We start from the raw sequence: 25,136 nt of genomic DNA on the forward strand, positions 1-25,136 counted from the left end.
GGGCCCGACACCTCCGGGCCCGGGACGCACCCTCGGGAAGAGAGGGAGGTGCGGGCGTGGAGTTCCCGTTCACCGCACAGATCGAGCAGGCGATGGCCGCGCTGGGGGAGCAGCAGGCCAGGATGGCCGCGGCGGCCAAGGAGCTGGAGACGGCGACCGCCTCGGTGACCTCCAAGGACCGGCTGGTCACCGCCGTGGTCGGAGCGCAGGGACAGGTGGTGTCGCTGACCTTCCACACCACCGCCTACCGCTCGATGGCCCCGGGCGAGCTGTCCAAGGCCCTCATCGACGTGCTGAACACCGCGCGGGCCGACATGGGCGACCGGGTGGCCGAGACGATGAGCGGGTTCAGCGGCCTCGGCGAGACCCTGGCGGCCTCGATGACCGGCGGCACCGAGCTGGGCGACCTCTTCGCCCCGCTGCGGCAGATGCGGCCCGGGTTCGCCGACGCGGCGGCGGCCGAGGAGCGGCGCAAGCGCGACCGGCAGGAGGAGTTCCGTGGCTAAGCCGAGGCTGACCGCGCTGTCGGACCTGACCGACAAGTTCTCCAAGTACCCCGAACTGTCCGACCTCTTCCAGGAGTTCGAGGTCAAGACGGGGGAGATCAACCAGTACAACAAGAACTCGGCCGGCAGCGACGAGATCGGCACGACGTACCACGACAACGTCGACGAGCCCACCACGTCGATCACGGCGCTGTTCAAGAAGGTGCGGAAGACGGTCGAGAGCGCCGGGAGGGGCGGGACGAACACCTCCAACATCCTCAACGACGCCGACCAGGACGCCAGGAACGCCTGACGAGGCCCCTCCGGCCCGCCCCGCGTCCGGGCGGGCCCCACCGGTCCGCCGGACCTCCGCCGCCGGGCACCCCCCTCCCCGCTCGTCCACTGCCAGGAGTGCACCACCGTGTCGATCATGCTGCCGCCGGGCCTGGCGAAGTTCTTCAGCATCGTGACCGGCATGAAGTGGCCGGAGGCGAACGAGGACCACCTGCGGATAGCGGGCGACGACTACCTGGCCATCCACGAGAAGGTCCCCGAGCTCCGCGGCTACCTGGTCGAGCTGGTCAAGCTCTGCGGCGAGAGCTTCGAGGGTCAGGCGGCCGACGCCTTCATGGAGCAGATGCGCCAGTTGATCGGCGAGACCGGCGGCCCGGACTACGTCTCGGCGGCGGGCGAGATGGCCAAGCAGCTCGGCGACTTCGCCCACAAGGTGGCCAACCAGGTCGAGTACGCCAAGTGGATGATCATCGCCCAGCTCATCCAGCTGGTGGCCCAGATCGCCTGGGCGATCGCCATGTCGCCGATCACCTTCGGCGGCTCGCTCGCGGGGATCTTCGTCGCCTACGAGACCGCGGGCGCGGTGATCAAGCAGGTCTTCATCTGGCTGTTCAAGCAGCTCCTGCTGCACGAGTTCCTCTCCATCACCACCGCCATGCTGATGGACGGGATCATCCAGGGCATCCAGATCGGCCAGGGCCACAAGGACAAGTGGGAGAAGGAATCCTTCATCCAGTCGATCGAGATGGGCGCGATCAACGGCCTGCTCACCGGTCCGCTGGAGCTGTTCACCTTCGGCCTCGGCAAGGCCTTCGGGCGGATCTTCGGGCGCGGCGTCAGCAAGGGGCTGCAGGCCGACCTCAAGGCGCTGGCCGGATCCGAGTTCAAGGGCCTGCTGAAGAACCTCCCGACCGGCACGTTGAAGGAGGCCCTCAACCTCATGCGGAAGGAGGGCAGCCTCACGCTCAAGACCGCCATCGAGCAGGCCGAGAAGAACGTCGCCAAGGACCTCGCGAAGAAGACCGCCAAGGAAGCCGCGAAGAACACCGCCAAGGAGGTCGCGAAGAACACCGAGAAGAAGGTCCAGGACAACGCCCTCAAGGAGCTCGCGGACAAGGTCGGGGAGAAGTTCGGCAAGGAGGCCGGGGAAAAGGGGATCGAGAACGTCGCCGAGCACCTCAGCAAGGTCGAGAAGCTCACCCAGAAGATGGGGGAGACCTTCGAGCGGCAGCTCCTCGAGCTCGGCATCGACAAGGAACTCTCCAACGCCGCGGGCCGGTTGATCGCCTCGCGGCTCGCCACCCAGGGCGCCCGCTACGCCATCGACCTCGGAACCGTCAACAAGCTGGTGTCGACGCTCGTCGCGGCCAGCGGAAGGATGGAGTCGGGCACGCTCAGGGCCGAACTGCAGGGCATCACCAAGCAGATCGGCCACATGCAGAACGAGCTGAAGCAGCTCGGCGGCGGTGCGCTGGACAGCGGGATGAGGGACCTGAAGTTCCTCCAGGCGGAGCAGCAGCACCTGCGGGACACCATCCAGGCCACCCAGGACCTCGCGGGGCGCGCGGTGAGCCTGATGGACGGCCTGCACCCGCAGACCGCCGGGCAGTTCCTGTACCGGTTCGGCGAGGGCGTCGGCAACTACCTCAAGGGCGGCGTCCAGAACATCGTCACCGAGGGCGCGTACAACCTGGCCTTCGGCGAGAACCACAAGTTCACCGTCAGCGTCGAGAGCTTCTACGGCGGCGTCGCCATGGGCGCGCTCGGCCACCTCGGGCACATCGCCGGCGGCCCGCTGCGACTGCGGATGGAGGACATCAACCTCCCCAACTACGCGCGCTTCCCGCTGGCCGTGGTGTCCACCCTGATGGGCCACCCGACCTCCCTGTGGGTCTCCCGCCCGGAGGGGGCGGGGGCGGTGGGCGGCGGCCCCGAGGGAATCGGCGGCAAGCTGCCCGGGACCGGCCCGCTGGACGCCTCGCGGCCGGAGAACCTGAGGACGGACTCCGACGGCTCCGCGGCCCCGGCCGGGGACAAGTCGGCGAAGCCCCCGGCGGGCAGTCCGAGGACGACCGGCGGGGACGGCTCGACGAGGACGTCGTCCGAGGCGCCCAAGTCCTCCTCGAACAACGAGAGGCCGGAGGCGCCGAAGCCGGCCAACACGACGGGGGGCCCGAAGGAGACGCCGGAGCAGGCACCGAGGCACGAAGCGGAGCGGAAGACCGCGGAGCAGACGGCCGCGGAGCAGAGGACCGCGGAGCAGACCTCGGAGGGGTCCGCCCCGCCCGTGACGCGGCCCAGGACGGAGTCGTCGGTCGAGGCGCCGATTCCGGTGGAGCAGCCGGCCGCTCCGCCCCGGCAGCACGACGACGGCGGGAACCAGGGCACCCGCGAGCGGCAGGACCTCGACCCGAAGCCGAAGGACTCGCACGACCCCAAGGATCCCAAGGACCCGAAGGACCCGAACGATCCCAAGGACCCGAAGGACCCGAACGATCCCAAGGACCCGAAGGACCCCGACGAGCCCAAGGGGTCCGACAGGTCCGAGGGGTCCGACGGGTCCGACGGGCCGTCGAAGTCCCGGCCGGAGCCGCAGCCCGACCTGCAGCCGAAGCCCGACGCACAGCCGAAGCCCGAACCGGTCGTCCACGAGCGCCTGGACTACCTCCGCACGGGCGGCGACGGCGACGTCCCGTGGGACCGCGGCAACTTCCTGCCCGAGGGCGAGGGGCGGCAGCCCGGGTGGGTCGCGGGCAAGCCGGGCGCCGACCTGCCGGACGTGCTGTCGCTGCTGCCCGTCCGGAACGACCGCTACACCGTCGCGATCCACACCGACGAGAGCGGCGTGCCCGTGTCGGCCAAGGACCTGGCCGCCGTGATCGTGGGCCTGGACAGCCTCGGACACCTGTCGGGCGGTCGCCGCACGATCGAGTTCGTCTCCTGCAACCTCGACAGCGCGCACCCGAACTACATCAAGCAGGTGATGGCCGAGGTCTGGTCGCACCCCAAGCTCGCCGACCTGAAGGCCGTCGCGGCGAACGGGCCGGTCTGGGTGGCGCCCGGGTTCGACGGTACGACCATGAAGACGGCCTCCGGCACCGGCCACGTGATCGTCGCGGACAAGGTCGGCTTCGACTCGCTGGGCCGTCCGGCGGTCGTCGGCGGCGGCGAATGGCACACGTACGCCAAGTCGCCCGACGGCGACCAGCCGATCGTGACCACGACCGCGTCGACGAAGCCGACGGAGTACCAGCACCAGTCCGAGGGCGACCTGCGCCCCATGGACACCGCCGTGCGCTTCGGCACCGAACCGGACGCCTACCACTACACCGACGCCCCCGAGCACATCCGCGCCGAGGCGGACGGCGAGCGGGCGGAGCAGTGGCGCCGAACCCAGCGGGACCTCCAGGACCAGTACGAGGCCAAGCTCACCGAGGCGGCAGAGGAGCTGCGGGCCGACCCGGACGGCAGCGGCCACCGGCGCGAGGACGAGGCCGAGCGGCTGCTGAACGAGGCCCTCGACGCCCCCGGCCGGTTCCCGGAGGATGCGCCGGCGAACCTGCGCGGAGCGGTCCACGAGCGCGCCCGGGCGATGATGTACGAGGAGCTGGCCGCCCGGCCGGGGGAGCGCGAGCGGATCCTCGGCGACCTCGACGGCCTGGTGCGGGTCGCCTCCGTCCGCGAGGCGGCCGTCCGGGTGGCGGTGCAGCACTTCGACCGGGCGGCGGCCGCCTGGAACGCCCCGCGGATCACCGACGGCGACACCGGCGTCGCCCACACCCCCGACCGCACCCCCGCTCCCGTCGTGGACCTCGTCCGGCAGGACTTCAAGGCGCGGGCGGAGGCGGAGGTCGCCCGGATCTACGCCGACGCGGACAGCCTCACCACCGAGGCCAACACCCGGGCGGGGAACGCCCTCCAGCGGCTTACCGAGCACGCGCGCGACGAACTCGCCCTGCACACCGACCGGGCGAACGCCCTGGCCCTCGCCAAGGACCGGGTCGAGCGGGCCGCCCACGACTGGTACGAGCGGCTCTCCCCGGCCGACCGGGAACTGCTCGACGCCGCCGGGGTGACGGAACGCCCCGAGCTGTCGTCGAGCAGCATGCAGGCGGTCCGGGACCGGCTGCGCGACCGCCTCGCCGCCGACTTCGAGAAGGCGGCCGGCCCGCTGGACGCGGCGACCGGCAAGCGCCGGGACCGCGACGAGGCCGTGGAGCTGTTCACCCGGTCCCTGGCCGGGCACGACCGGGCGCTGCCGCACGAGTTCGCCGTCCAGGCGGTCCGCGAGGCGGCGATCCGCCGGGCCGTCGCGGAGACGGAGAAGGCGGCCGAATCCTGGGCCGAGGACGCCGCGCGCAAGGAGTTCGCCGAGAAGTTCGGCGCCGGCGAGTCCGACGTGCTGCGGGCCAGGGACACGGTGCTCCGCGAACTCGCCGAGGAAGCGGACCGGGCCGCCGCCGAACGCGTCGGCGAGCCGGCCGCGCTCCGCGGCGCCCTCGACCGGCTCACCGACCCCGCCGCCCTGCACGACCGGCTCACCCACCAGGCCGCCCGCCTCGCCGTCCGCCGGCAGGCCACCGCGGAGGCCCAGGCCGTCGCCCGCGAGCACGGCCTGTCCACGCACGCCGCCGAGCGCCTGGCGGAGGGCCACGGCGACCGGATCGCCCGCGCCTTCGACGAGTCCTTCCGCTCCCACGAGGACCTCGCCGGCCGCCAGGAGCACTGGGAGGAGAGCCGCCGCGAGCTCACCGGGGAACTGGCCGAGCACGCCGCCTTCGAGAAGGAGGCCGCCCCCGCCCTGCGCGAGGCCGCCAAGGGCTTCGACGGGCTCGCGGCGCGCCACGACCTCAACGAGGCCCTGACCGACCACCTCAAGCGCGAGTACGGCGACGACTTCATCGCCCACTACCGCGAACTGTGGACGCTCGCCCACTTCGACGCGGCCGGCTGGAAGGCCCACCAGCGCGCACACGAGGACGCCTTCGGCCGCCGGACGGAAGCCAGTCCCGAGGAGGGTGGCGACCGTTCCCCGGACGGGGGAGCCGCGGGGGCCCTGATCCGGACCACCGGCGGCGACCACGGCGGCGCCGACGACCGGGGGGCCGACGGCGGAGGTGCCGTCCGGGCCCGGGACACCGCCGACCTGCCCGGCGAGCACGACCCGGCGGTGGTCGTCGCCTCGGCGCTGGGCGCCCCGGGCGCCCTCCACGAGCACCCGCCGGCCACGACCGAGATCCGCCCCGGCGTGCACTGGCTGGCCGACCGCGGCTCCGACCCGCGCGCCACCGACGAGGCGCTCGCCCACTTCCCCTCCGACCCGTCCCACTTCACCCTGGTCTTCCACGGCAAGGGACCGGACGGCGCGCCGCATCTCGACGGAAAGCCCGTCCCGCCCCGCGAGTTGGCCAGGACCGCGCTCGACCTGTACGACCGGGGCGTGTGGGACGGCCGGCCGCTGCGCCTGGCCGGCTGCGACGTCGGCCGCGGCGGCGCGGACTCGTACGCGGGCCGTTTCGTCGCCGCGCTGCGCGAGCAGCGACCGGCGCTGAAGGTCGAGGTGGACGCCCCGGGCGGCACCCTGTGGCTGGTGCCCGACCGCGTCGCGGGCGACGGTTCGCGCCGGCTGGTCGTCACCCGCGACGTCGGCTTCGACAGCGCCGGACTCCCGCGCGTCGAGCCGGGCGGCCACTGGGTCCGGCTCACCGCCCCGGCCGAGCACACCCCGGCGGAGCACGCCCCGGCCGAGCACACCCCGGCGGAGCACACCCCGGCGGAGCACGCCCCGGCCGAGCACGCCCAGGTGGTGGCCACCGAGCTGCCGGCCCACCAGGACGGCGGGTCCGCACCGCTGACCGCCACGTCCGAGCACCGGATCGTCGCGCCGGACCCGCAGGCGCATGAGTTCGGCGCGGGCCGCAAGCACCTGTACAACGCGCCGGAGTACGAGACCGTCGCACAGAACTTCGAACGGTCCGTCGGCCTGCTCGCCTACCGGGACGAACGGGCGCTGCAAGCGGCCCGGGGGAGCGCGTACCGGCTGTACGAGGCGCTGAAGTCGGCGCACGGCGACCCGACCGGCGAGCAGGTCTACCGGGTCTTCCTGAGCAAGGACCTGACCTCGGCCGGGCAGGTCGGCGAGCACCTCACCCGGGACGAGTTCCACGAGCTGCTGGCGACGGGCAACCTCCGCGAGCTGATGACGGCCTTCTTCAACGCCGCCTACGCCCACGACGCCACGCAGCCACCCGGCTCGTACGGTCTCAAGCAGCTGCTGACCGGCCTGGCCGAGCACGGGAATCCGGCCGCCCGGCTGCGCGAGCTGGGACTGGACAGTACCCGGGTGCCGCAGCAGCTGGACTACCTCAACAGCTCCACCCGGAAGGTCTCGCACACGCTGACCGGCGGGGCCGGCTACTTCGACAAGGACTACTTCGCCACCGGTGCGGTCGCGCACCGGGCCCCACTGGCACTGCAGCGGGAGTTCCGGGCCAGCTCCGATGCCCGCACGCCGCGGACCGAGACGAATCCGTTCGAGCTGGACCGCAAGCTCATCGAGCTCCGGATGCCGCTGAGCCCCCGGGAGAAGACGTTTCAGGGCGCCGACTCCTCCCAGGCCCTCCAGTGGGAGCCCGGCAACTTCAAGCACGACGTCAACACGGCCTCCAAGTGGTACGGCGAGGCCCGGAACACCAAGGGAATGCAGCTCAGCACCGGCGTCTCGGCGACGACGGCGAAGATGCTCGGCGCGTTCCGCGCGCTCAAGGTCCCGGACGTCACGGCAGAGGACATGCTGCTCGCGCTGGTCGGCTGGATGCTGCCGCTGGGCGACCACTCGCTCTACGAGATCCTCAAGGGCGCCGAACTCGCCGGGGAGCTCCCGCCGGTACCGTCGCACCTGTTGACCGAGGCCGCCGCGATGTACCGGCACATTCCGGGCCTGCCCGAGGGCACTCTGCGCCGGGAGCTCGGGATGCTCCCGCACGAGTCGGTGTACCACGCCCTGGCGAGCCGCTCCCGCCGCAACGGCGGCTTCGAGGAGGAGGGCCTGGAATCCGTGCGCCGGGTGTGGCAGCGGATGGTCGAGCCGGGGAAGGTGCCGTACCCGTTCGAGCGGGAGTGGCTGGCCGACAACGGGCTGACGCGGGAGCAACTCGGCGCGCGGCTGAGCGTGGCCCACGTCGAGGCGCTCAACATCTACACCGGGAAGGCGTACCCGCTGGTCAACGCGCTGTTGAAGTACGACGGACCGTTGCTTCACACCGCGCTGGCCAAGCAGATCGACGCCCTGCTGGCCGGGAAGGTCGAGGCGGTGCCGTCGATGCTCCTGGAGCACCCGGTGCTCGGCGGGCTCATCGCGACTCCGGGGCCGCAGCACCGGACGCCCGAGCACACCGCGGAACTCTCCCGGATGGCCAGGGAACTGTTGCCCGAGATCGAGAAGGAGCTGCGGATCCACGCCGAGATGATCATCGAGGCGTTGGACCGGCTGCCGGCGGTGACCGGGGTCGTGTACCGGGGAGAGTGGGGGCTGGGCCGCCTGGACGGTCCGGAGAGCGTGTTCACGGCGGCCAGGCCCGGCAACAAGCAGAGCAGCGCGGGGCTGCTCAGCACCAGCCGGCTGGAGGAGACGGCCCAGGAATTCCTGGCGCCCGACGAGAAGCTCGCCCAGTACGGACTGGCCCACCGGGTCCTGGCCCGGATCCGCCTGGCGGGCGACAGCGGTGTCGACATCACGCCCTTCTCCCGCTACCGGGACGGGGAGCGGGAGATCCTGATGAAGCCCGGTGCGGTCCTCACGGTCACGGGCAGCGGCACCGGCAGCGCGGGCACCGGACCGTACGAGCGGATCGACTACATGGAGAACGGATCCGCGCGGCCGTTCGAGTGGCAGAACGACTCGCCGCAGTGGCCCCAGCGGCTCCACGAGAAGCTCAGGTCCCAGCTGGCCGGCCTGGCGAACACGTCCGAGGCGCGGTTCCACCGGGACCTCTGGCAGCTGGCCAAGGCTGCGGGTGCCCACGTCGGGCTGCCGGACGCGCGCCGGGCCCATGCGGACGCTCCGGACGACGTCCTGGTCCGCCGGGCGACCGAGCACCTGTGGGACGCCGCGCGGATCACCGCCACCCTGCACGACGCCGTCGGGCACACCCTCGCCGAGCTCACGGGTGCGTCCCTGGTCGCCACCCTGGCCCGCACCGAACTCGGTCTGTCCCCGGACCACCGGATCACCCAGGACGACCTGCAGCGGTTCACCGGACAGGTGACCGGCAGGACCGGAACGGGCGACCACGACCTGCGCCGGATCCTGGCGGTCGCACAGGACGTGGAGTACACCGACCACGCCTCGGCCGTGGCCGCCCTGCGGACGGCCTGGGAGGCCGTCGGGCGGGCCGACGCGGAGCCGGCGGTCCCGGGCGAAGCGGGCCTGTACCTGCTGGGGGACCGGCCCGCGGAGCACGACGCCCTGGTGCCGCTCCTGACCACGCTGCAGTTCCGGGGCGACTTCCTCACCGTGGTGCTGGACACCGTCGGCGGGCGCCCCGCTCTGCACGGCACCGCCCTCACCCCGGCCGAGGCCGCGCACGCCCTGTTCAAGCTGGTGGAGGACGGCAGCTGGGACGTCCGCCGGCCCCTGCGCCTGCTGGCCACCGACCTGGCGTCGGACGCCCACCGGTCGTACGCCGATCAGATGCTGAACCACCTGTGGCGGATGGACCGGAGGATCCTCGCGCTCGCGGCGGCGGGAAACGTCTGGATCGCCGCCTCGCCGCTCGGCACCACGCACCTCCTCGTCGCCGAGAAGGTCGGCCTGTCCGTCGCCGGGGAGCAGGTGTACGCCGGTCCCGGAAACTGGGTCTGGCTGGAGCACGGGAGCCGGCCGGAGAAGCTCGGGCCGTACTTCGCCGACGAGAAGACCGAGTTCAGGGTGACCAACGGCGAAGGGCTGCCGCTCGTGGGCCCGGCACCCCACACCGTCGGGCTCGGCACCGAGGTCACCTCCTGGGAGACGCACCTCGATCCGGACCCGGCCGACGACCACCTGGTGCACGGGCCGGGGCAGGAGTCCGAGGGAAGGATCATCGAGCTGGACGACCTGCTGGAGGACGGCGGGAACACCGCGCACGGATCGCCGGCGGTGGACGGGAACGCCGCGGCGGGGCAGCAGACGGGACCGGGCGCTCAGGTGCCGCCGACCTTGCCGCCGGTGCCCGGTCCGGTCGTGCACCGACTGCCGGGCGACGACTGGGTCCAGCAGGGCCGGCCGCTCACGGATACCTCGGGAGGGTTCCACGGCTGGGTGCTGGACGGCACGGTGCTGCCGGAGTTCGGGTACGTCGAGAGCTCGTCCAGGACGTTCGAGATCGTGGGCCGCGCCGATGCGGACGGTTTCCCGACGGTCGACGGGCACCAGGTCACCTCCTGGGAGATGGCCCGCCTGATCGCGGATCTCAAGAAGCACGGGTACTGGAGCGGGACGGGGGACATCGAGCTCGCCGTCCCCCGCCTCGGCGCGACGCAGGGCGGCGTGTACCTGGCCACACTCCACGTGTACCTCTCCATGAGGGACGTGCACGTCACCATGCGGGCACCCAAGGAGGACCTCTGGTTCGTGCCGTTCCCCGGTCGGCACATCGGCGATCCCCTGCCTCCCGGGGGCGGCCGGACCTTCGTCGCTTCGACCTCGACCGGCTACGACTCCCACGGCTTCCCGGTGGTCGCCACGGGCGGAACGTGGATGATGGTCAAGCCCGATGCGGGACAGAGCGGCAGCAACGTGCAGATGGTGCCCGTGGTCATCGAGGTGCCGGCCGGTTACTCGGGGGTTCCCGCCGACCAGGTCGCCACGGAACTCTCCTCGGACCTGCGGCTCACCGGACCGGCCCCCACCCCGCCGCCGCCCGGCACGGTGACGCGGCCGCCGTCGCCGACGGACACGGCGATGCAGCAGCCGCCGTCCCCGCCGTCCCCGCCGTCGCCGACGTTCCCGGCGCCCGCGCCGACCGGGCAGGACGGGCAGGTCGCGCCGGGCCGGCCACCGGTGGGACTGGGCGGCGGGGAGATGCCGGTACCGGGGCCGCTGCACGAGTGGGTGCAGGCGCTGGAGCACCTCTCCTCGGAGGACCGGCGTGAACTCGCGGCGGACCAGGCCTTCATGGCGGGTCTGCGGGGCGAGCTGGGGCCGGAGGACTTCGCGCAGGCGGCGGCGCGGCTGCTCGTCGACGTCGACCCCCGGACGCACCAGCCGGTCGCGGCCCGCCGGACGGCCGAGGACCTGGTGGCGCGGATGCTGGCGAACAAGGAGGTCGCGGAGCGGCTGGTGGCGGCGGGCCTGCGGGTCGGAGTGGTGCCGCGTGACGTGCCGATGACGGAGGTCCCGGGCTTCGCGGCGTCCGGGCACGGCACGGGTGACGGGCGTGACTGGTCGGTGGTGCGGGGCTCCAGCGGGCACGGGACCGTGCTGATCACGGAGGAGAACCTGCTCGGTGCGCGGACGCCGGTGGGGCAGCATCCGGCGTACGCCGAGGGGTACTCCACGTCGGCGCACGAACTCGCGCACGCGATCCACGAGTTCGGTCTGACCGAGGCGCAGCGGGAGCTGGTCGGGGAGGCCTTCCGGGACCGGAGCGTGTCCGACGCGCTGGCGGAGCTGTTCGGCGAGGAGTCCGTGACGGCCTGGCCGGACGGCGGTCTGCGGGACGGGAACGGCGAGCGGGTCGGGAACTACTCGGCGCGCGACGAGCACGAGTTCTTCGCGCAGCTGGTGACGGCGTACTTCGGGCACAACCACGGCAGTGACCCGTTGACCGGGTCGCCGCGCAACAACGGTGCGCCGTGGGTGCGGGAGAACGTGCCCGAGCTGGTGCCGCTGCTGGAGCGCCTCTTCGGGACGGACCCGCGGGCGGCCCATCCGGAGCCGGCCAACCAGGTCGGCCGGACCGAGGCCGAGGAGCAGCTGTTCACCGGGTTCCGGGAGTTCATGGACTCCGCGGTCCGCGAACGCGGGACCGTCGCCCGGCTGGACGAGGAGGACCTGTTCGGCCGCTTCCGGGAGTTCATGGACTCCGCGACGCGGGAGAGGGCGACGGTCGTCCGGCCGAGCGAGGAGGAGGTGTTCACCGGGTTCCGGGAGTTCATGGAATCCGTGGCGCCGGTGGACGAGACGGTCGTCGAGCAGCACGACCAGGGGCAGCACGCTCCCCTGGAGGTCCTGCAGCCGGGTGACACCGTCACCGACCTGAACGGTGTCGTCCGCACCGTCGTCGGCCCGGAGCTGCCCGCCCGTCCGTCGCGGATCGACGAGCACGGCCTGGCGTCCTCGGACGTGCTGATCGGGCTCGGCAGCACCCGCACCCAGCTCCTCGACCACTTCACCCGCCGGTTCGCCGCGGCGCTGCACGGTGAGGAGCCGGCGGCCAGGACGCTCGCCGAGAGCCTGTTCGGCGCGGAGACCCTGCAGGCGAAGCTCACGGCGCTGTCCCGGGGCGAGGTGTGGGACGTGCCGTTCTCGGCGGGCTCCTGGAGCGGTACCGTCCGGGTCGGGGCCGACCTCGGGAACAGCACCTTCCTGAGGGCCGCCGACAACTTCGAGTTCGAGTACGGCTCGGAGCGGCAGACCTCGGTCGGCGTGACCGGGGACCGGCTGCTCCAGGGGAACGTGGGCGGCCAGGCGAAGTTCAAGTTCGGCAAGCCGGCCGACCTCACCGAGACCGTCGGCTACCGGTACGGCCGGCAGCACGGGACGACCGACGCCCAGGCGAGCCGGACGGTGGCCCGCGGCAAGACCTCGGAGACCGCCGCGCTGTTCGACACCGTCTTCCACCTGTCGGCGCGGTTCCTCGACCTCACCCACCGCGGCACCGACGTGTCCCCGGAAGCCGTCCCGCGACCGATCGGACCGGTGGACGTGCGGGCCCAGGTCGCCGTTCCGCTCCGGGAGACCGGCGCTCCGCTGCCGGTCGACCTCCCGCTCCTCCCGCCGCCCGGGGCGGGCCCGGGCGGGCGGCTGTCCGGCTCGCACATCGTGACGGACGTGTGGGCACTGCGGCACCGGCCGGAGCCGGTCGAGGGGCCCGAGGGCATCCAGCTCCCCGACCTGAACGCACCCGGTGCCGGCGGCAAGGGCATCGCCGCGTTCGTCGCGGGCTTCGAGACCCAGGCGCGGGAGCACTTCGGCAGCGCCTGGCCCGCGTTGAAGGCCAAGCTGCTGGACGAGGTCGACCTGGGCGCGCTGCACCAGGACCTCAAGGCGCTGATGTCGGGCGAGACCCTGACCGTCGAGGTGGACGGCCTCGTCGGCCCCAAGGCCGTCATCACCCTGAAGAACGCCCGGATCCACACGATCGGGCAGACCGCGGAGCTGCCGGCCACCGAGTTCAACATCGCCACCGGAACGTCCCGCTCGCACGTCCATCAGGACACCACGAGCACCGGCTGGCAGTTCCCGCTGCCGCTCAGCGCGACCGGGTCGGCCAAGAACGGCGGCGGAGGCGCCGGCGCCGGTGCCGGGACCGGCCGGGACCGGGTGACGCTGAACGGCGGCGGCGACGAACTGTCGCTGGGCACCAAGGTGAAGACGGCGGCGGTGGTGTTCGAGGGGGAGGCGCGGATCCAGGTCGAGTTCGGCCCCTTCGGCACCCTGCGGCCCGGCCCGGCCCGTTCCGTCGACGCCGGGCTCGGCTTCCGGGTGGTCGTCGACCGGGCGGAGACCTCCCCGCCGACCCCGGGCCAGGAGAACCCGGCCCCGCACCCGGACCACGCGCCGCTGCCCCCCGGCACCCTGGTCCCGCACCCGCCGACCGGGATCTGGCACGGCTCGGCCGCCTACACCGGCCTGCCCGTGACCACGGTCGTCCGTGACGTGCACAGCGTCGCACCGCTGCACGCCCGGCTGGACGAGATCGGCCTCGCCCAGCTGGGGGCGAAGACGTGGCGCGGGGTCAGGGAGGACGTCCTGCGGGCGTTCTCGCAGGCGGCCGTCGGCGCCCACCTGGTGGGCATGACCCACGAGGTCCCGCTGCGCGGCCCCGCCGTCACGCTCGGCCCGCTGAGCAGGCTCGGCCTCGGCGTCACCGCGCACGTCACCTCGCTGACGTACCGGCGGGAGCAGGCGTCGGCGGACCTCAACCCCGTCCGGGAGAGCACCACCTTCGAGTCGAAGCGGCTGCTGAACTCCGACAGCAGGAACGTCTCGGCCCAGGCCTTCGGCAAGGGGCCGGTGCACACCCGCGAGAACGTGCTGGACGGGAACGGCAAGCCGTTCACGGACACCCTCCAGGGCACCGCCACGGTCCAGCACGAGGTGCGCGACCGGGACGGCTGGCGGGGCGGCGCCTCGGCCAAGAGCTACGCCAACGGCAAGTACCGCAGCGCCCAGGTGCTGTACGACGCGAGGTTCGAGCTCCGGCTGACGCTGAACGGCAGGCCGCACGGCGAACCGGTCGCGCTGGACGCCGCGTTGAGCATGGAGCAGGCGCACACCGAGCCCCGGGAGCGGCCCGACCGGGTCATCGCCAACCCCTTCGACGAAGCGGTGCCGCCGCCCGCCGACCCGCCTGCCCCGCAGCCGGAGCCCGCGGGGCAGGCCCCCGAGCACCTGAGCGTCCCCGACAGGCTCGGCCACTCCGACGTGGTGCTCAGCGTCGGCCGGCGCGGCCCGTCCGTCCTGGAGGAGGCCCACCGCGTCCTCGGGACGGCGGGCCCGGTCTCCGCCCACGCGTCGGCCCGGCTCGCCGCCCACCTGGACACGGCCGGCCTGACCGCCTCGCTGTCCCGGCTCAGCCGGGGCGGCAGCCTCAAGGTGTCGGTGGACACCGGCAACTGGAAGGGGACGGTGGAGGTCACCGTCGCCCCGCTGGCCCTGCGGCACCGGCGGACGGTGGACGGCTTCGAGTTCGAGCTCGGGAGCCAGCAGCGCACCGTCGTCGGCTACAGCTGGGACCGGCTCAGCCGCTGGCGGGGCGGGGTCTCCCTCAAGGGCACCGTCCCGCACGTGAGCGTCACCGGCGAGTACGCCCACACCCGGGACAGCGCGCGCGGCCTCACCATCGAGCGCACCGGCGGCACCGGAAGCCGCGGCAAGAGCGTGGAGACCGCCGAACTGTTCGACGGGGACGCCGTGTTCACGGTCCGGTTCGTGCCGGGAATGCTCCAGCGCTCGCTGGCCGAGGCGACCGCGCAGGCGCCCGTCCTGGTGGCCGCCCCGCACCGCGAGGTGGTCCGGCCCCCGGCCGGCGACAACCCGGCGGTCCTGCAGCTCCCGGACAAGCGGCTCGGCTCCTCGGACATCGTCACCCGGGTCCACCTGGAGGCCCAGGACGGAACGGTGCGCACCGGGCCGCGGGCGGTGGCCGACGTGGTCGCCGAGCTGGCGCCAAAGGGCCGGGCGGTGCTCGGCCGGGACTGGGCGGGGATGCGGACCCGGCTCCTCGACGCCCTCGACTTCGACAGGCTGCACCCGCTGCTGAAGCCCATGACCTCGGGCCACGAGATCGTCCTGACGCACGGCCGCAGCACGGTGCGGATCACCGCCTCGGTGGACCGGATGACCAAGTCCGGCGACGCGCCCCAGGTCGAGTTCAACATCGGTGCCAGCTCCCAGACCGCCTTCACCAGCTCCGAGGCCGGCACCAACTCCGGCAGCGGGCACGCCGACTCGCTCGGGCTCACCGTGCTGGGGACCGTGGGCACGGGCGTGTCCGCCGTGATCGGCGGCGGCGTCACCCACACCCGGCGCACGGACGCACTGGAGTATGGCCGGGACGTCCTGGTGACCGGAACGGCCGTCAAGACCAAGCTCGCCGCCGAGGCGCACCGGGCCACGATTCGGCTGTCGGTGGTGATGGAGCGGCGTCCCGCGGTTCCGCTGCCGCTGGACGCCCGGCCGGTGCAGACCGTCCCCGAACCCGCCCGCTCCAGGACGCGGGCGGTCGTCCGCAACCTGGCCGAGGCCGGGAACGCGGTCGTCCCGCAGTGGCGGCTGCGCCGGACGGTCGCGGAGGCCGTCATCCACGCCGACGTGCTGACCGAGACCGCCCGCGCCACCGCGGACGCCACCGGGCCCGGGCAGCGGCGCGGCCCCTCCCTCCCGCGCGATCTGCGGGTGCCGCCGGCGGAGGTCTTCACCGCGGGCCTGCGCCCGGGGGACGTGCTGCGCTGGGTCGGCGACACCGCGGGCCTGCGGAGCCTCCTGCGGACCGAGGGGCCGCGCTTCTTCGGCGGGGGCACCTGGAAGCGGCTGGAGCCCGTCGTCACCGCGGGCCTGAGCCACGCCCAGCTCTCCTCCCTGCTGGCCCCGGCGGTCGGCGCCCACCCGGGAGCCGGCGCCGCGGTCGGCCCGCAGCGGGCGATCGGCACCCCCTCCTCGGGCCGGCGCTGGTTCGTCGACGACGCGGAGGTGACGGTCAAGGCCTCCCTCGTCCAGCTGGAGCACCACGGCGACAGCACCGGGGCCGCGCTGAGCCCGGCGAACGAGTCGGGCGGCGGCAACCGGAGCACGCAGCTGACCGGCCGGCAGTGGAACCTGCGCGGCCAGGTCGGCGCCCAGGCCGACCTCGGGGCCCTGGTCGAGGGCACCGGTTCGCTGCTGCTCGGAGGCGCCTACCGCGGGCGGATGGGCACCGTCACGGACGCCGGCGGCCGGTACGTGGCCAACGCCAAGGCGAACACCCCGATGGCCCGCTACACGGGCTACGTCCAGCTCGAACTGACCCTCCACAGGGGCGGCGACCCCGCCGACCAGGGCTCCGGCGGCAACCGGTCGCTGTCCGGGCTGCTGCCCGTCGAGCTGGAGATCCCGCACGCCGACACCAGGGCAGGCGTCTCGCCCGCGGACCACTGGACGCAGTTCACGCCCGAGCACCCGGACGGCCTGACCGTGCCGCGCCGCCAGGTCGGAATCCAGGTGGCGCGCGCCCTGACCCCGCACCACGAGGGGGGCGTCCGCGTCCTGCGGGACCCGCTCGCCGACCAGGCCACGCACGAGAACCTGGAGCGGAGCGTACGGTCGATCGAGGAGGACCCGCGCTACTTCACCATCGCCTACCACGCCGTCACGGAGAACGGAGCGCCGGGCTGGAACGGCTGGCCCCTGCACCCGGACGACCTGGCCCAGTCGCTGGCGGAGCTCCACGCCACCGGCGAGTGGGACGGCCGCCCGCTGCGGTTCGTCGCCTGCGACGCCCAGGAGTACGTCACCCAGGTGCTGCGGTCCCTGCGCGAGCGGCTTCCCGGCGTGGAGCTGCAGGCGTACGTCGGGAACGGCAAGGTCTGGGTGGTCCAGGACCAGGGCCGCACCCACCTGGTGGTCGGCTCGCGGGTCGGCTGGGACGCCTCGGGCCGGCCCCGGCTGGAGGCGGGCGGGCAGTGGCTCCACCTGAGGCTGCCCGTGGAGGGCGCCGGGGCGCACACCCCGACCGTCGACAACGGGGCGGGCGTCCACGCCCCGCCGCCGGACCACGCCCCGCCGCCCGCCCACGGGCCGGTCGTGGAGGTCGTCGAGGTCCACGGCCCGCAGCTGCACGACCCGCAGCCGCTCGCCGAGGCCACGGCGCAGCACCCGGTCGTCGACCAGCGGGACCTCCAGCCCCTCGGCGTCCCCAAGCAGGCGCTCCACGCGACCCCGGAACACCGGCGGCGCGCCGAGGAGTTCGAGGCGCGGCTGGGTGCCTACGCCTTCGCGCACCCCCAGGCGCAGGCCGCGGCCCGCAACGCCGTCCAGCGGCTCTACGACGCCCTGCGGGCCGCCCACCCCGAGACCCCGGAGGGGGAGCTCTACCAGGTCTTCCTCAACACCGACAGGAAGCCGGACGAGGGCGCCGCCGGGCAGGTCGGCGAGCAGCTCGGCCTGGCGGAGTTCCGCACCATGATGCGGACCGGCAACACCCGGGAACTGCTGACCGCGTTCTACAACGCGGCCTACGTCAAGGACTCCCCGTTCGGCCTCAAGCAGGTGCTCCAGCGGATGCTGGAGTCCTCCGACCCCACGGCGACGGCCGAGGCGATGGGGCTGGACCTGCGCGAGCTGGCGGCCCAGCAGGACTTCCTCCGGAGCGGGACCCGCTCCGTGCTGGAGATCCTGCCCGGCCTCAACACCATGTTCGCCAAGGACCACTTCGGCACCGGCACCGTCATCAAGCAGGGCGCGGAACCGCTCAAGGCCGGTGCCGAGTACCTGGCCAGCCTGAAGGCCCGCCAGGCCCGTGAGCCGGTGCCGCCGAACGACCTGACGGCGCAGGGCCTCCAGGACCGCGGCATGCCGCTGAGCCCCCGGGAACTGGCGTACCAGCAGGGCGTCGGGGACGGGGAGGCGCTGACGTGGAAGCCCGGCCGGGCGCACTACATGCTCAACGAGAAGTCCGCCTGGTACGGCGAGGCCCACCTCGACAAGGGCATGCCGCTCAGCACCGGCATCTCGGCCACCACGGCGAAGATGCTGAACGCCTTCCGACTGCTCAAGGTCGTGGACAGCGCACCGCAGGACATGCTGCTGGCCCTCACCGGCTGGATGCTGCCGCTGGGCGACCACTCGCTGTACGAGATCCTCAAGGGCGCGCAGCTGCTGGACGAACTGCCCCCGCTCCCGCCGAACGCGCTGGAAGACGTCTCGACGCTGTACCAGCACATCCCGGGCATCCCGCAGCAGCAGGTGCGCGCGCTGCTGGGCGAGGACGGCATGCTGCCCCACGAGGCGGCCTACCACGACCTGCTCCACAAGCCGCGCGCCGACGGCGGCTGGCGGGACGACGTGGTGGAGAACGCGCAGCGCAACCGGGACGGGTTCACGCTGGCCGCGAACGACCCGACCCGGGCCTCGCGGGTCGTGGCCGAGTGGCTGGGCCGCAACCCGCTGAGCGCGCGGGAGGTGCTCGACCGGCTGACCCCCGCGCACTTCGACGCGCTGGCCGTCTACACCGGCCCCGCCTACGCGCTGATCAACGTGGCCCTGAGGTTCGGTCCGCTCACCCGGCAGCGGGCCCTGGAGATCCAGATCACGGGGCTGCTGCGCACACCGGACCCGGCCCGCCTGCCGTCGATCCTCAAGCACGACGAGGTGCTCGCACCACTGCTCACCAAGCTGCCCCGCGACCGCACCGCCGACGACCGGAAGGCCCTGAAGAGCGCCGTGAAGGAGCGGCTCCCGCAGATCGAGCGGGAGCTGATCGCCCACGCGGAACTGATCTCCGAGTCGCTCGCCAAGCTCCCCCCGTACACCGGCGAGCTCTGGCGCGGCGACCGGGTCCTGGGCCTGCCGGGACCGGTCGGCAGGCGGCTGTCGCCCTCCTACGGGGGAGAGACCTTCAGCAACCCCGACTTCGTGAGCACCAGCATGGACCGCCAAACGGCGATGATGTTCATGCAGACCCGCACGGAACTCCCGCTCACCTACCGCGCCCTGCTGCACTTCTCCGTGCGCGGCGGCGGCAGCGCCTTCGACATCCAGCCGTTCTCGGACAAGCAGGGCGAGGCCGAGGTGCTGATCCGGCCCGGCAGCACCTTCGACCTCGGCGGACGGCAACTCCTCCAGTCCCCGCTGCGGGAACCGTACGTGCAGATCGAGGCCACCGAGCGGACCACGCCCTCGCCGTTCCCGAAGGCGAGCGACGCGGACCGGCGGCTGCACGAGGCCCTGGCCGGGCTCGCCAACGTCCCCGAACTGCGCACCCACGACGACCTGTGGCCGCTGGCCGAGTACATCGGAGCGGACCACGGGCGCCCGCTCGCCGGCCGGGTCACCGACCTGGTCGCGGGGGAGGCGGCCCGCCGCGAGGCGAGCATGAACGCCTGGCGCACCGCCAAGCTCGCCCAGGAACTGCAGCAGGGCACCGAGCGGATCACCCTGGCGCACCTCACCAGGCTGCGCCGCACCGCCGACCTCGTCCGCGAGGCCCTGCACCTGCCGGCCGACCAGCAGGTGACCAGGGCGCACCTGGTCGACCACGTCCGGACGCTGAAGGGCGACGGCGGCGGTGAGGTCGACGCGGGCGACCTGCGGACCCTGGTCGACGTGGTCGACAAGCTCAAGCGCCCCGGCCGCGCGGTGGCCGTCACCGAGGTCGAGCAGCGTTGGCGCGACCCCGGGTACGAACCCGCCCCCGAGCTGACCGTGCTGGAGTCCCAGGCGCTGTACTGGGTCGGCGACCGGCACGCCGACTGGCGGACGCTCACCGAGTCGGTCTTCCCGAACCTCCCGCACGCGAACGACTACCTCACCCTGGCCATGCACACCGCCGACGGCGTGCCCGTGATGGGCCATGTCATGGTCGCCCCGGCGGACGTCGCGGGCGGGCTGCTCAAGCTCTACGAGGAGGACGGCTGGGACGGCGAGAAGCCGGTGCGCTTCGTCGCCTGCGACCTCAACGTCCGGCCGGACCGCGAGTACGTGCGCGAGGTCATGGAGCACGTGTGGGCCCGGCTGCCCGAGGCCGTCGCCTACGCCGCCGACGGCCAGGTCTGGTTCGTCCCGCCGGCTCCCGCGGCCGGCGCGGCGGGCGACGGCCGGGGCCACCTGGTGGTCACCTCCGGCGTCGGGATGGACGCGCACGGCCGTCCGGTGATCGTCCGCGGCGGCAACTGGCAGCGCATCGCCCAGGACGGGACCGCGGACCTCGGCGCCTACCTGAACGACGACGGCAGGGCGGCGTACCCGGAGGCCGACCGGGGCGACGTCCACGGCGGGATCGACGGAGCGGTGAAGTTCGGCGTCGACACGCCGCTCGACACCGGCACGCCGCTCGACCCGCAGCTCCACCCCGGCGACGGCACCCCGCCCGCCGTGCTCCCCGGTACCCAGCCACCGCCCACGGCAGCGGTCGTACGGCACACAGTCTTCGACGAGCCGCGGTACCGGCACCACGCGGAGGCCTTCGACCGGGAGCTCGGAGCGTGGACGGCGGGCGACCCCCGGGTGGTCGACCGGGCCCGTGCGGCGCTGCGCCGGATCGCCGAGGCCACCGGGGCGGAGGGCACCGCCCACCTCGTCACCGGCGGGAGCCTGCACGAGGTGATGCGGGAGTTCCACCGGCTGGCCCGCGACGAGCGGTTCCGCCTCGACGATTCCGCGGCCCTGCGGGCCGACGCCGTCCGGCAGGCGGACCTGCGGGAACTGGGCATCAGGACGGCGGACGGCGCGGCCTCCCGGGTCGCGGCCGAGGCCATGCAGGCGTACCGGCTCCTCGGGCAGGGCGACCACGACCTGTTCGCCCGGGCGCTGTACGGCTGGCTGCTGACGGACGGGGAGCACTCGCTGCACGAGGTGGTGGCGGGCATACGGCTCGCCGGTGCCTTCCCCGGCCACCGGTACACCGACGGCGCCGAGCTGTACCGGAACGTGCCCGGGGTCCCGCCGGCGGAGCTGCGCCCGCCGGTGGAGGGCTGGGACGGGCCGGTCAGGCCGGCCTTCGAGCACCCGGCACCGGCGGAGCTCACGGCCGGACTGCCGCACGAGCGCACGTACCTGGAGTGGGCCCGCACCTCGAAGGAGGTGAACGACACGGTTGTGGAGGAGACGCGGCGGCGCTGGGAGTCGCTGACCGAGACCAACCCGGACGAGGGACTCGGGGCGCCCCCGTACCTGCAGTGGATGGCCCGCAACGGCGTCGCGAGGGCGACGGACGTGACCGACCTGCTGGGCCCCGCGCACTTCGTGGCGCTGTACACCTACACCGGCCCGGCCTACTCGCTGATCAACGTGCTGCTCAAGAACCCGGGCCCCGGCGCCGTCCCCGCGCTCCGCGGGAAGATCGCGGCGCTGATCGCCAAGCACTACCGGGACCCGGGCACCGCGCTGCCCGGCTCGATCACCGGGATCCCCGAGCTGCACGAGGGCATGCGGGCGAGGACCGAACCGTGGAGTCTCGCCGACTCCCTGACCGCCGAGCAACTGGCGGGCATCCAGCGGGAGATGCAGCTGCACAGCCACCTGCTGGCGGACGCGCTGCGGCTGCTGCCCGCGGCGAGGGGGACGCTGTTCCGCGGCGACGGCACCCTGGAGGACCCGATGCGGCCGACCGGCCGGCCCGCCGGGCCCGAGTACGGCGGCGACGTCATCCTGCACCGGACGTTCGCGAGCTTCAGCACCAACGAGAGCACCTCGTTGGGCTTCATGAAGAAGTACGACGGCCAGGACGAGTACCGGGTCCTGCTGGAGCTGGAGGCGACCGGCCTCAACGGCCGCGACATCGCGCCGTTCTCCTCGCACATGGAGGAGGAAGAGGTCCTCTTCCTGCCCGGGGCCCGGATGCGGGTCACCGAGCGCACGCTGACGCGGACGGAGGACGGCGTCACCTACGTCCGCCTCAGGGCCCGCGAGTCGGTGTCCGAGGAGACGGACAACACGGCCGCCGTGCCGCCGCCCCGGCGCCCCGGCGACGAGCCCGCCACCGACCCCGCCGAGGAGACCGGGCCGGCCTCCGGCGGGGTGCGCCTGGCGGACGGACGGACCGTCCCCGACGAGCTGCTGCTCACCCATGCCATCACCGACGCCACCGGCCGGGAGACCGGGCAGGCGCTCTTCGACGAGGCCGACTGGGCGAAGCGGTCGCCGCTGTACCCCGAGCTGAGCGAGGTCACGAGCTTCGTGCCGCGCTCCGCCGACGGCTTCGCGACCGGAGTGCCGCGGCAGGTGCCGTGGGACGGGAAGCACACCTACTTCTTCGCCGCGCACGGCCGTCCGGAGGGATTCGACCTCCCGCTGACCGACGGCACCAAGGCCCACGGGGTCACCGGCACCGAGGTCGGCGCCCTGCTCAAGCGCCGGCTCGCCGACCTCGCGCTGAAGGCGGCCGACGCGCACCGGAACGTGAGCGCCGACGCGGACGGCGACACGAACGGCGGTCCGGGCCGCGGTCCGGCCTCGATCACGCTGCTCAGCTGTGAGTCCGCCGAGCAGGCCCAGGCCGTCGCCCGGCAGACCGGACTGCCGGTCCACGCGCCGACCGGCCGCACCGGCGTCAGCGGCAGGCCGGGCGGCCCCGACGGTCCGTCGACCGCGAGCCTGTACGTCAAACCGGGCCCGGACGGTTCGACCGGGCTGTTCCGGACGTTCCACCCGGACCCGGCCGGCGCCGTCCCGGGCGGTACGCCCCCGTCGCACACCCCGGCGGCCGGCGGGCTCGAACGGTCGGCGCCGGTGCGAGGCGCGCTGGACAACACGGGCAACGGCGAGGGCTCCTCGCAGTCCGGCCCCGAGGTCCGCCACGAGAACGGTGTGGAGATCCACCGCTACGCCACCGGGGAGGAGGTCCACTTCCTCCCGGACCGGGAGGTCCACTACCTGGCGGACCGCGAGGTCCACCACCTCACCGACGGAACGGAGATCCAGCGCTTCGCGGACCGGGAGATCCACTTCCTCCAGGACCGGGAGGTCCACTACCTGGCGGACCGCGAGGTCCACTACCTCACCGACGGGACGCAGATCCACCGCTACGCGGACGGGACGGAGATCCACCGCTTCCCGGGCGGCGGGGAGACCCGCTACCTCGCCGACGGCCGGGTGGACACCTACGACGGCGAGGGCCGGCTGGTCGAGCGGTACCGCGCGCCGGAGGACCACCACCACGGGCCCGAGCTGCGCCCGCTGGAGGTCGCCCTCGACGAGCGGAACGCCTACCTGGACACCGAGTTCGGCGTGCCCGAGGTCCCGCTGGTGCCGAGGGACGACGTCCCGCACGCCGCCGCGCAGGAGCCCCCGAACCCGGTCGCGACGAGCCGGTACGTCGACCTGGACGCGCTGCGGGAGGCCCAGTCCGTGCCCCTGATGTGGCGGTACGACTCCGGCCACCTGTACCGGTGGGAGCGGAGCCGCTCCGACATGGTCGACTACCCCGAGGTCTTCGAGGGCGGGATGCGGCCGAGGCAGGAGGACCGCTACCCCGACCTCCAGGACTACGTGGGGAGCAACGAGGCGTCGGCCCTGGTGAGCACGACGCGCTCCCGCACGGCCCAGCACGTCGACTGGGGGACCTGGCACCGCTACGTGATCGACGCACCGGGAGGCATCGACGTCCGGGAGACCCTGAACCGTCCGGGCCTCTCGGAGGAGGAACAGGAGGTCGCGTTCCCCGGGGGCATCGACGGCCGGTACATCGTCGGCGTCGAACTGGTGCGCGGCACCGAACTGGACCACGAGAGCGGCCGGTACGTGGAAGCGGTCGAGTTCGTCCCGAACGAGGCCTACCGGCCGGACCACCGGACCCCGGAGCAGGCCGCGGCGATGGGCTTGACGGAGCCCGCCGCGGAAGCGGACGGGAACCCGGGCGGGCACGTCGGCGACCACACGGCCGACGACATCGAAAGCGTCCTGAACGGCCTGGGCGGGCTGAACATCGTGAACGGCGACGACTCCTCGGTGGGGTCCGACTCCGACAACAGCGCGGCGCCGCCCGGAGGCTGGCACCACCAGCTCCCGGAGCACGACCCGGAGGTCTGGGCCGACCCGTCCGGCTGGGCCCTGGCGGGCATCGACGGCACCCAGGCCGCCGACCTGTTCTGGCGCGACGGGGGCTGGACCATGAGCACGGCCGAGTTCGACGCGATGCCGCGGGCGTTCCGGGAGCGCCTCGCGCAGCTGGAGCTCTTCGGGCCCGACCAGCAGAGGCTCGGCCGCGACGCCTACTACGACGGGCAGGGGCTCGAACCGATGGCGGAGCTCGTCCGCGGGCTGAGCGACGAGGAACGCGGGGCACTGGAGTTCTACACTGCCCCGAGCGAGACCGGGGACGGCGAGGTCGCCCAGCAGTTCTCGTACTACGAGGTCAAGCAGATCCGGTGGCAGCTGTCCATGGCGGGCCGGGACCACACCGCCCTGCCCCCGGGCCCGGTGCGGGAGGTCATCGGCAATCTGGACAGTTCCATCGAGCAGAGCCCGGTGACGGGGGACCTCGTGGGGAGCAGGGGAGCGCCGTACGTCGGACCCGGGCTGCACCCGGGCACCCTGGAGGTCGGGCAGGTCGTCACCGAACCCACGTACGTCTCGGTCTCGGCGGGCAGCCGGCTGCACGGGGCCTTCGGCCAACGGCTCATCCGGCTGTACCTGATGCTGCCCGACCGGACACCGGGGGCGTTCCTCCGGGAGGTCTCGCACAGCCCGGCCGAGAACGAGATCCTGCTCGGCGCCGGACTGCGCTGGCGGCCGGTCCGGATCATCCCCCCGGACCACCCCCTGCCGCAGGGGGCCCTGGACGGCGGGGAGGCGGACGTGCCCCCGGAGAGCCAGTGGATCGTCTACGGCAGGGTGGAGCCGCCGGACGACGACGCCGACGAGGACTTCGAGCCGATGGGGGACGAGACGGCGGAGCACTTCGCCCCGAACCCCGACTACGGCCTGACCGACGACTGACAGCCACCAGACAGCGAGGA

The 25,136-nt window shown here is 73.4% G+C and carries 3 protein-coding genes; all 3 read left to right on the top strand.

The annotated features are described in order from the left end of the window. The first annotated feature begins 56 nt into the window (after positions 1 to 56). The 3 genes from ACFVVA_RS29560 to ACFVVA_RS29570 all read left to right on the top strand — a co-directional run bounded on the left by ACFVVA_RS29560 (position 57) and on the right by ACFVVA_RS29570 (position 25,116). Positions 57 to 506 (top strand): YbaB/EbfC family nucleoid-associated protein, encoded by a 450-nt coding sequence (locus ACFVVA_RS29560; protein WP_387693830.1) that lies wholly within the window; start codon positions 57 to 59, stop codon positions 504 to 506. Then, positions 499 to 798, top strand: a complete 300-nt coding sequence (locus ACFVVA_RS29565) for a hypothetical protein (RefSeq protein ID WP_387693831.1) — start codon at positions 499 to 501, stop codon at positions 796 to 798. The genes ACFVVA_RS29560 and ACFVVA_RS29565 overlap by 8 nt, the downstream gene beginning before the upstream one ends. Positions 799 to 915: 117 nt before the next feature. Further along, positions 916 to 25,116 carry an ADP-ribosyltransferase gene (locus ACFVVA_RS29570; RefSeq protein ID WP_387693878.1) on the top strand — a complete coding sequence of 8,067 codons (24,201 nt, stop codon included), beginning with the start codon at positions 916 to 918 and terminating at the stop codon, positions 25,114 to 25,116. Positions 25,117 to 25,136: the final 20 nt, after the last annotated feature.

Origin of the sequence: Kitasatospora sp. NPDC058048 (assembly GCF_042885555.1) — a bacterium.
In the GTDB taxonomy this organism is placed as follows: Bacteria; Actinomycetota; Actinomycetes; order Streptomycetales; family Streptomycetaceae; genus Kitasatospora; species Kitasatospora lactacystinica.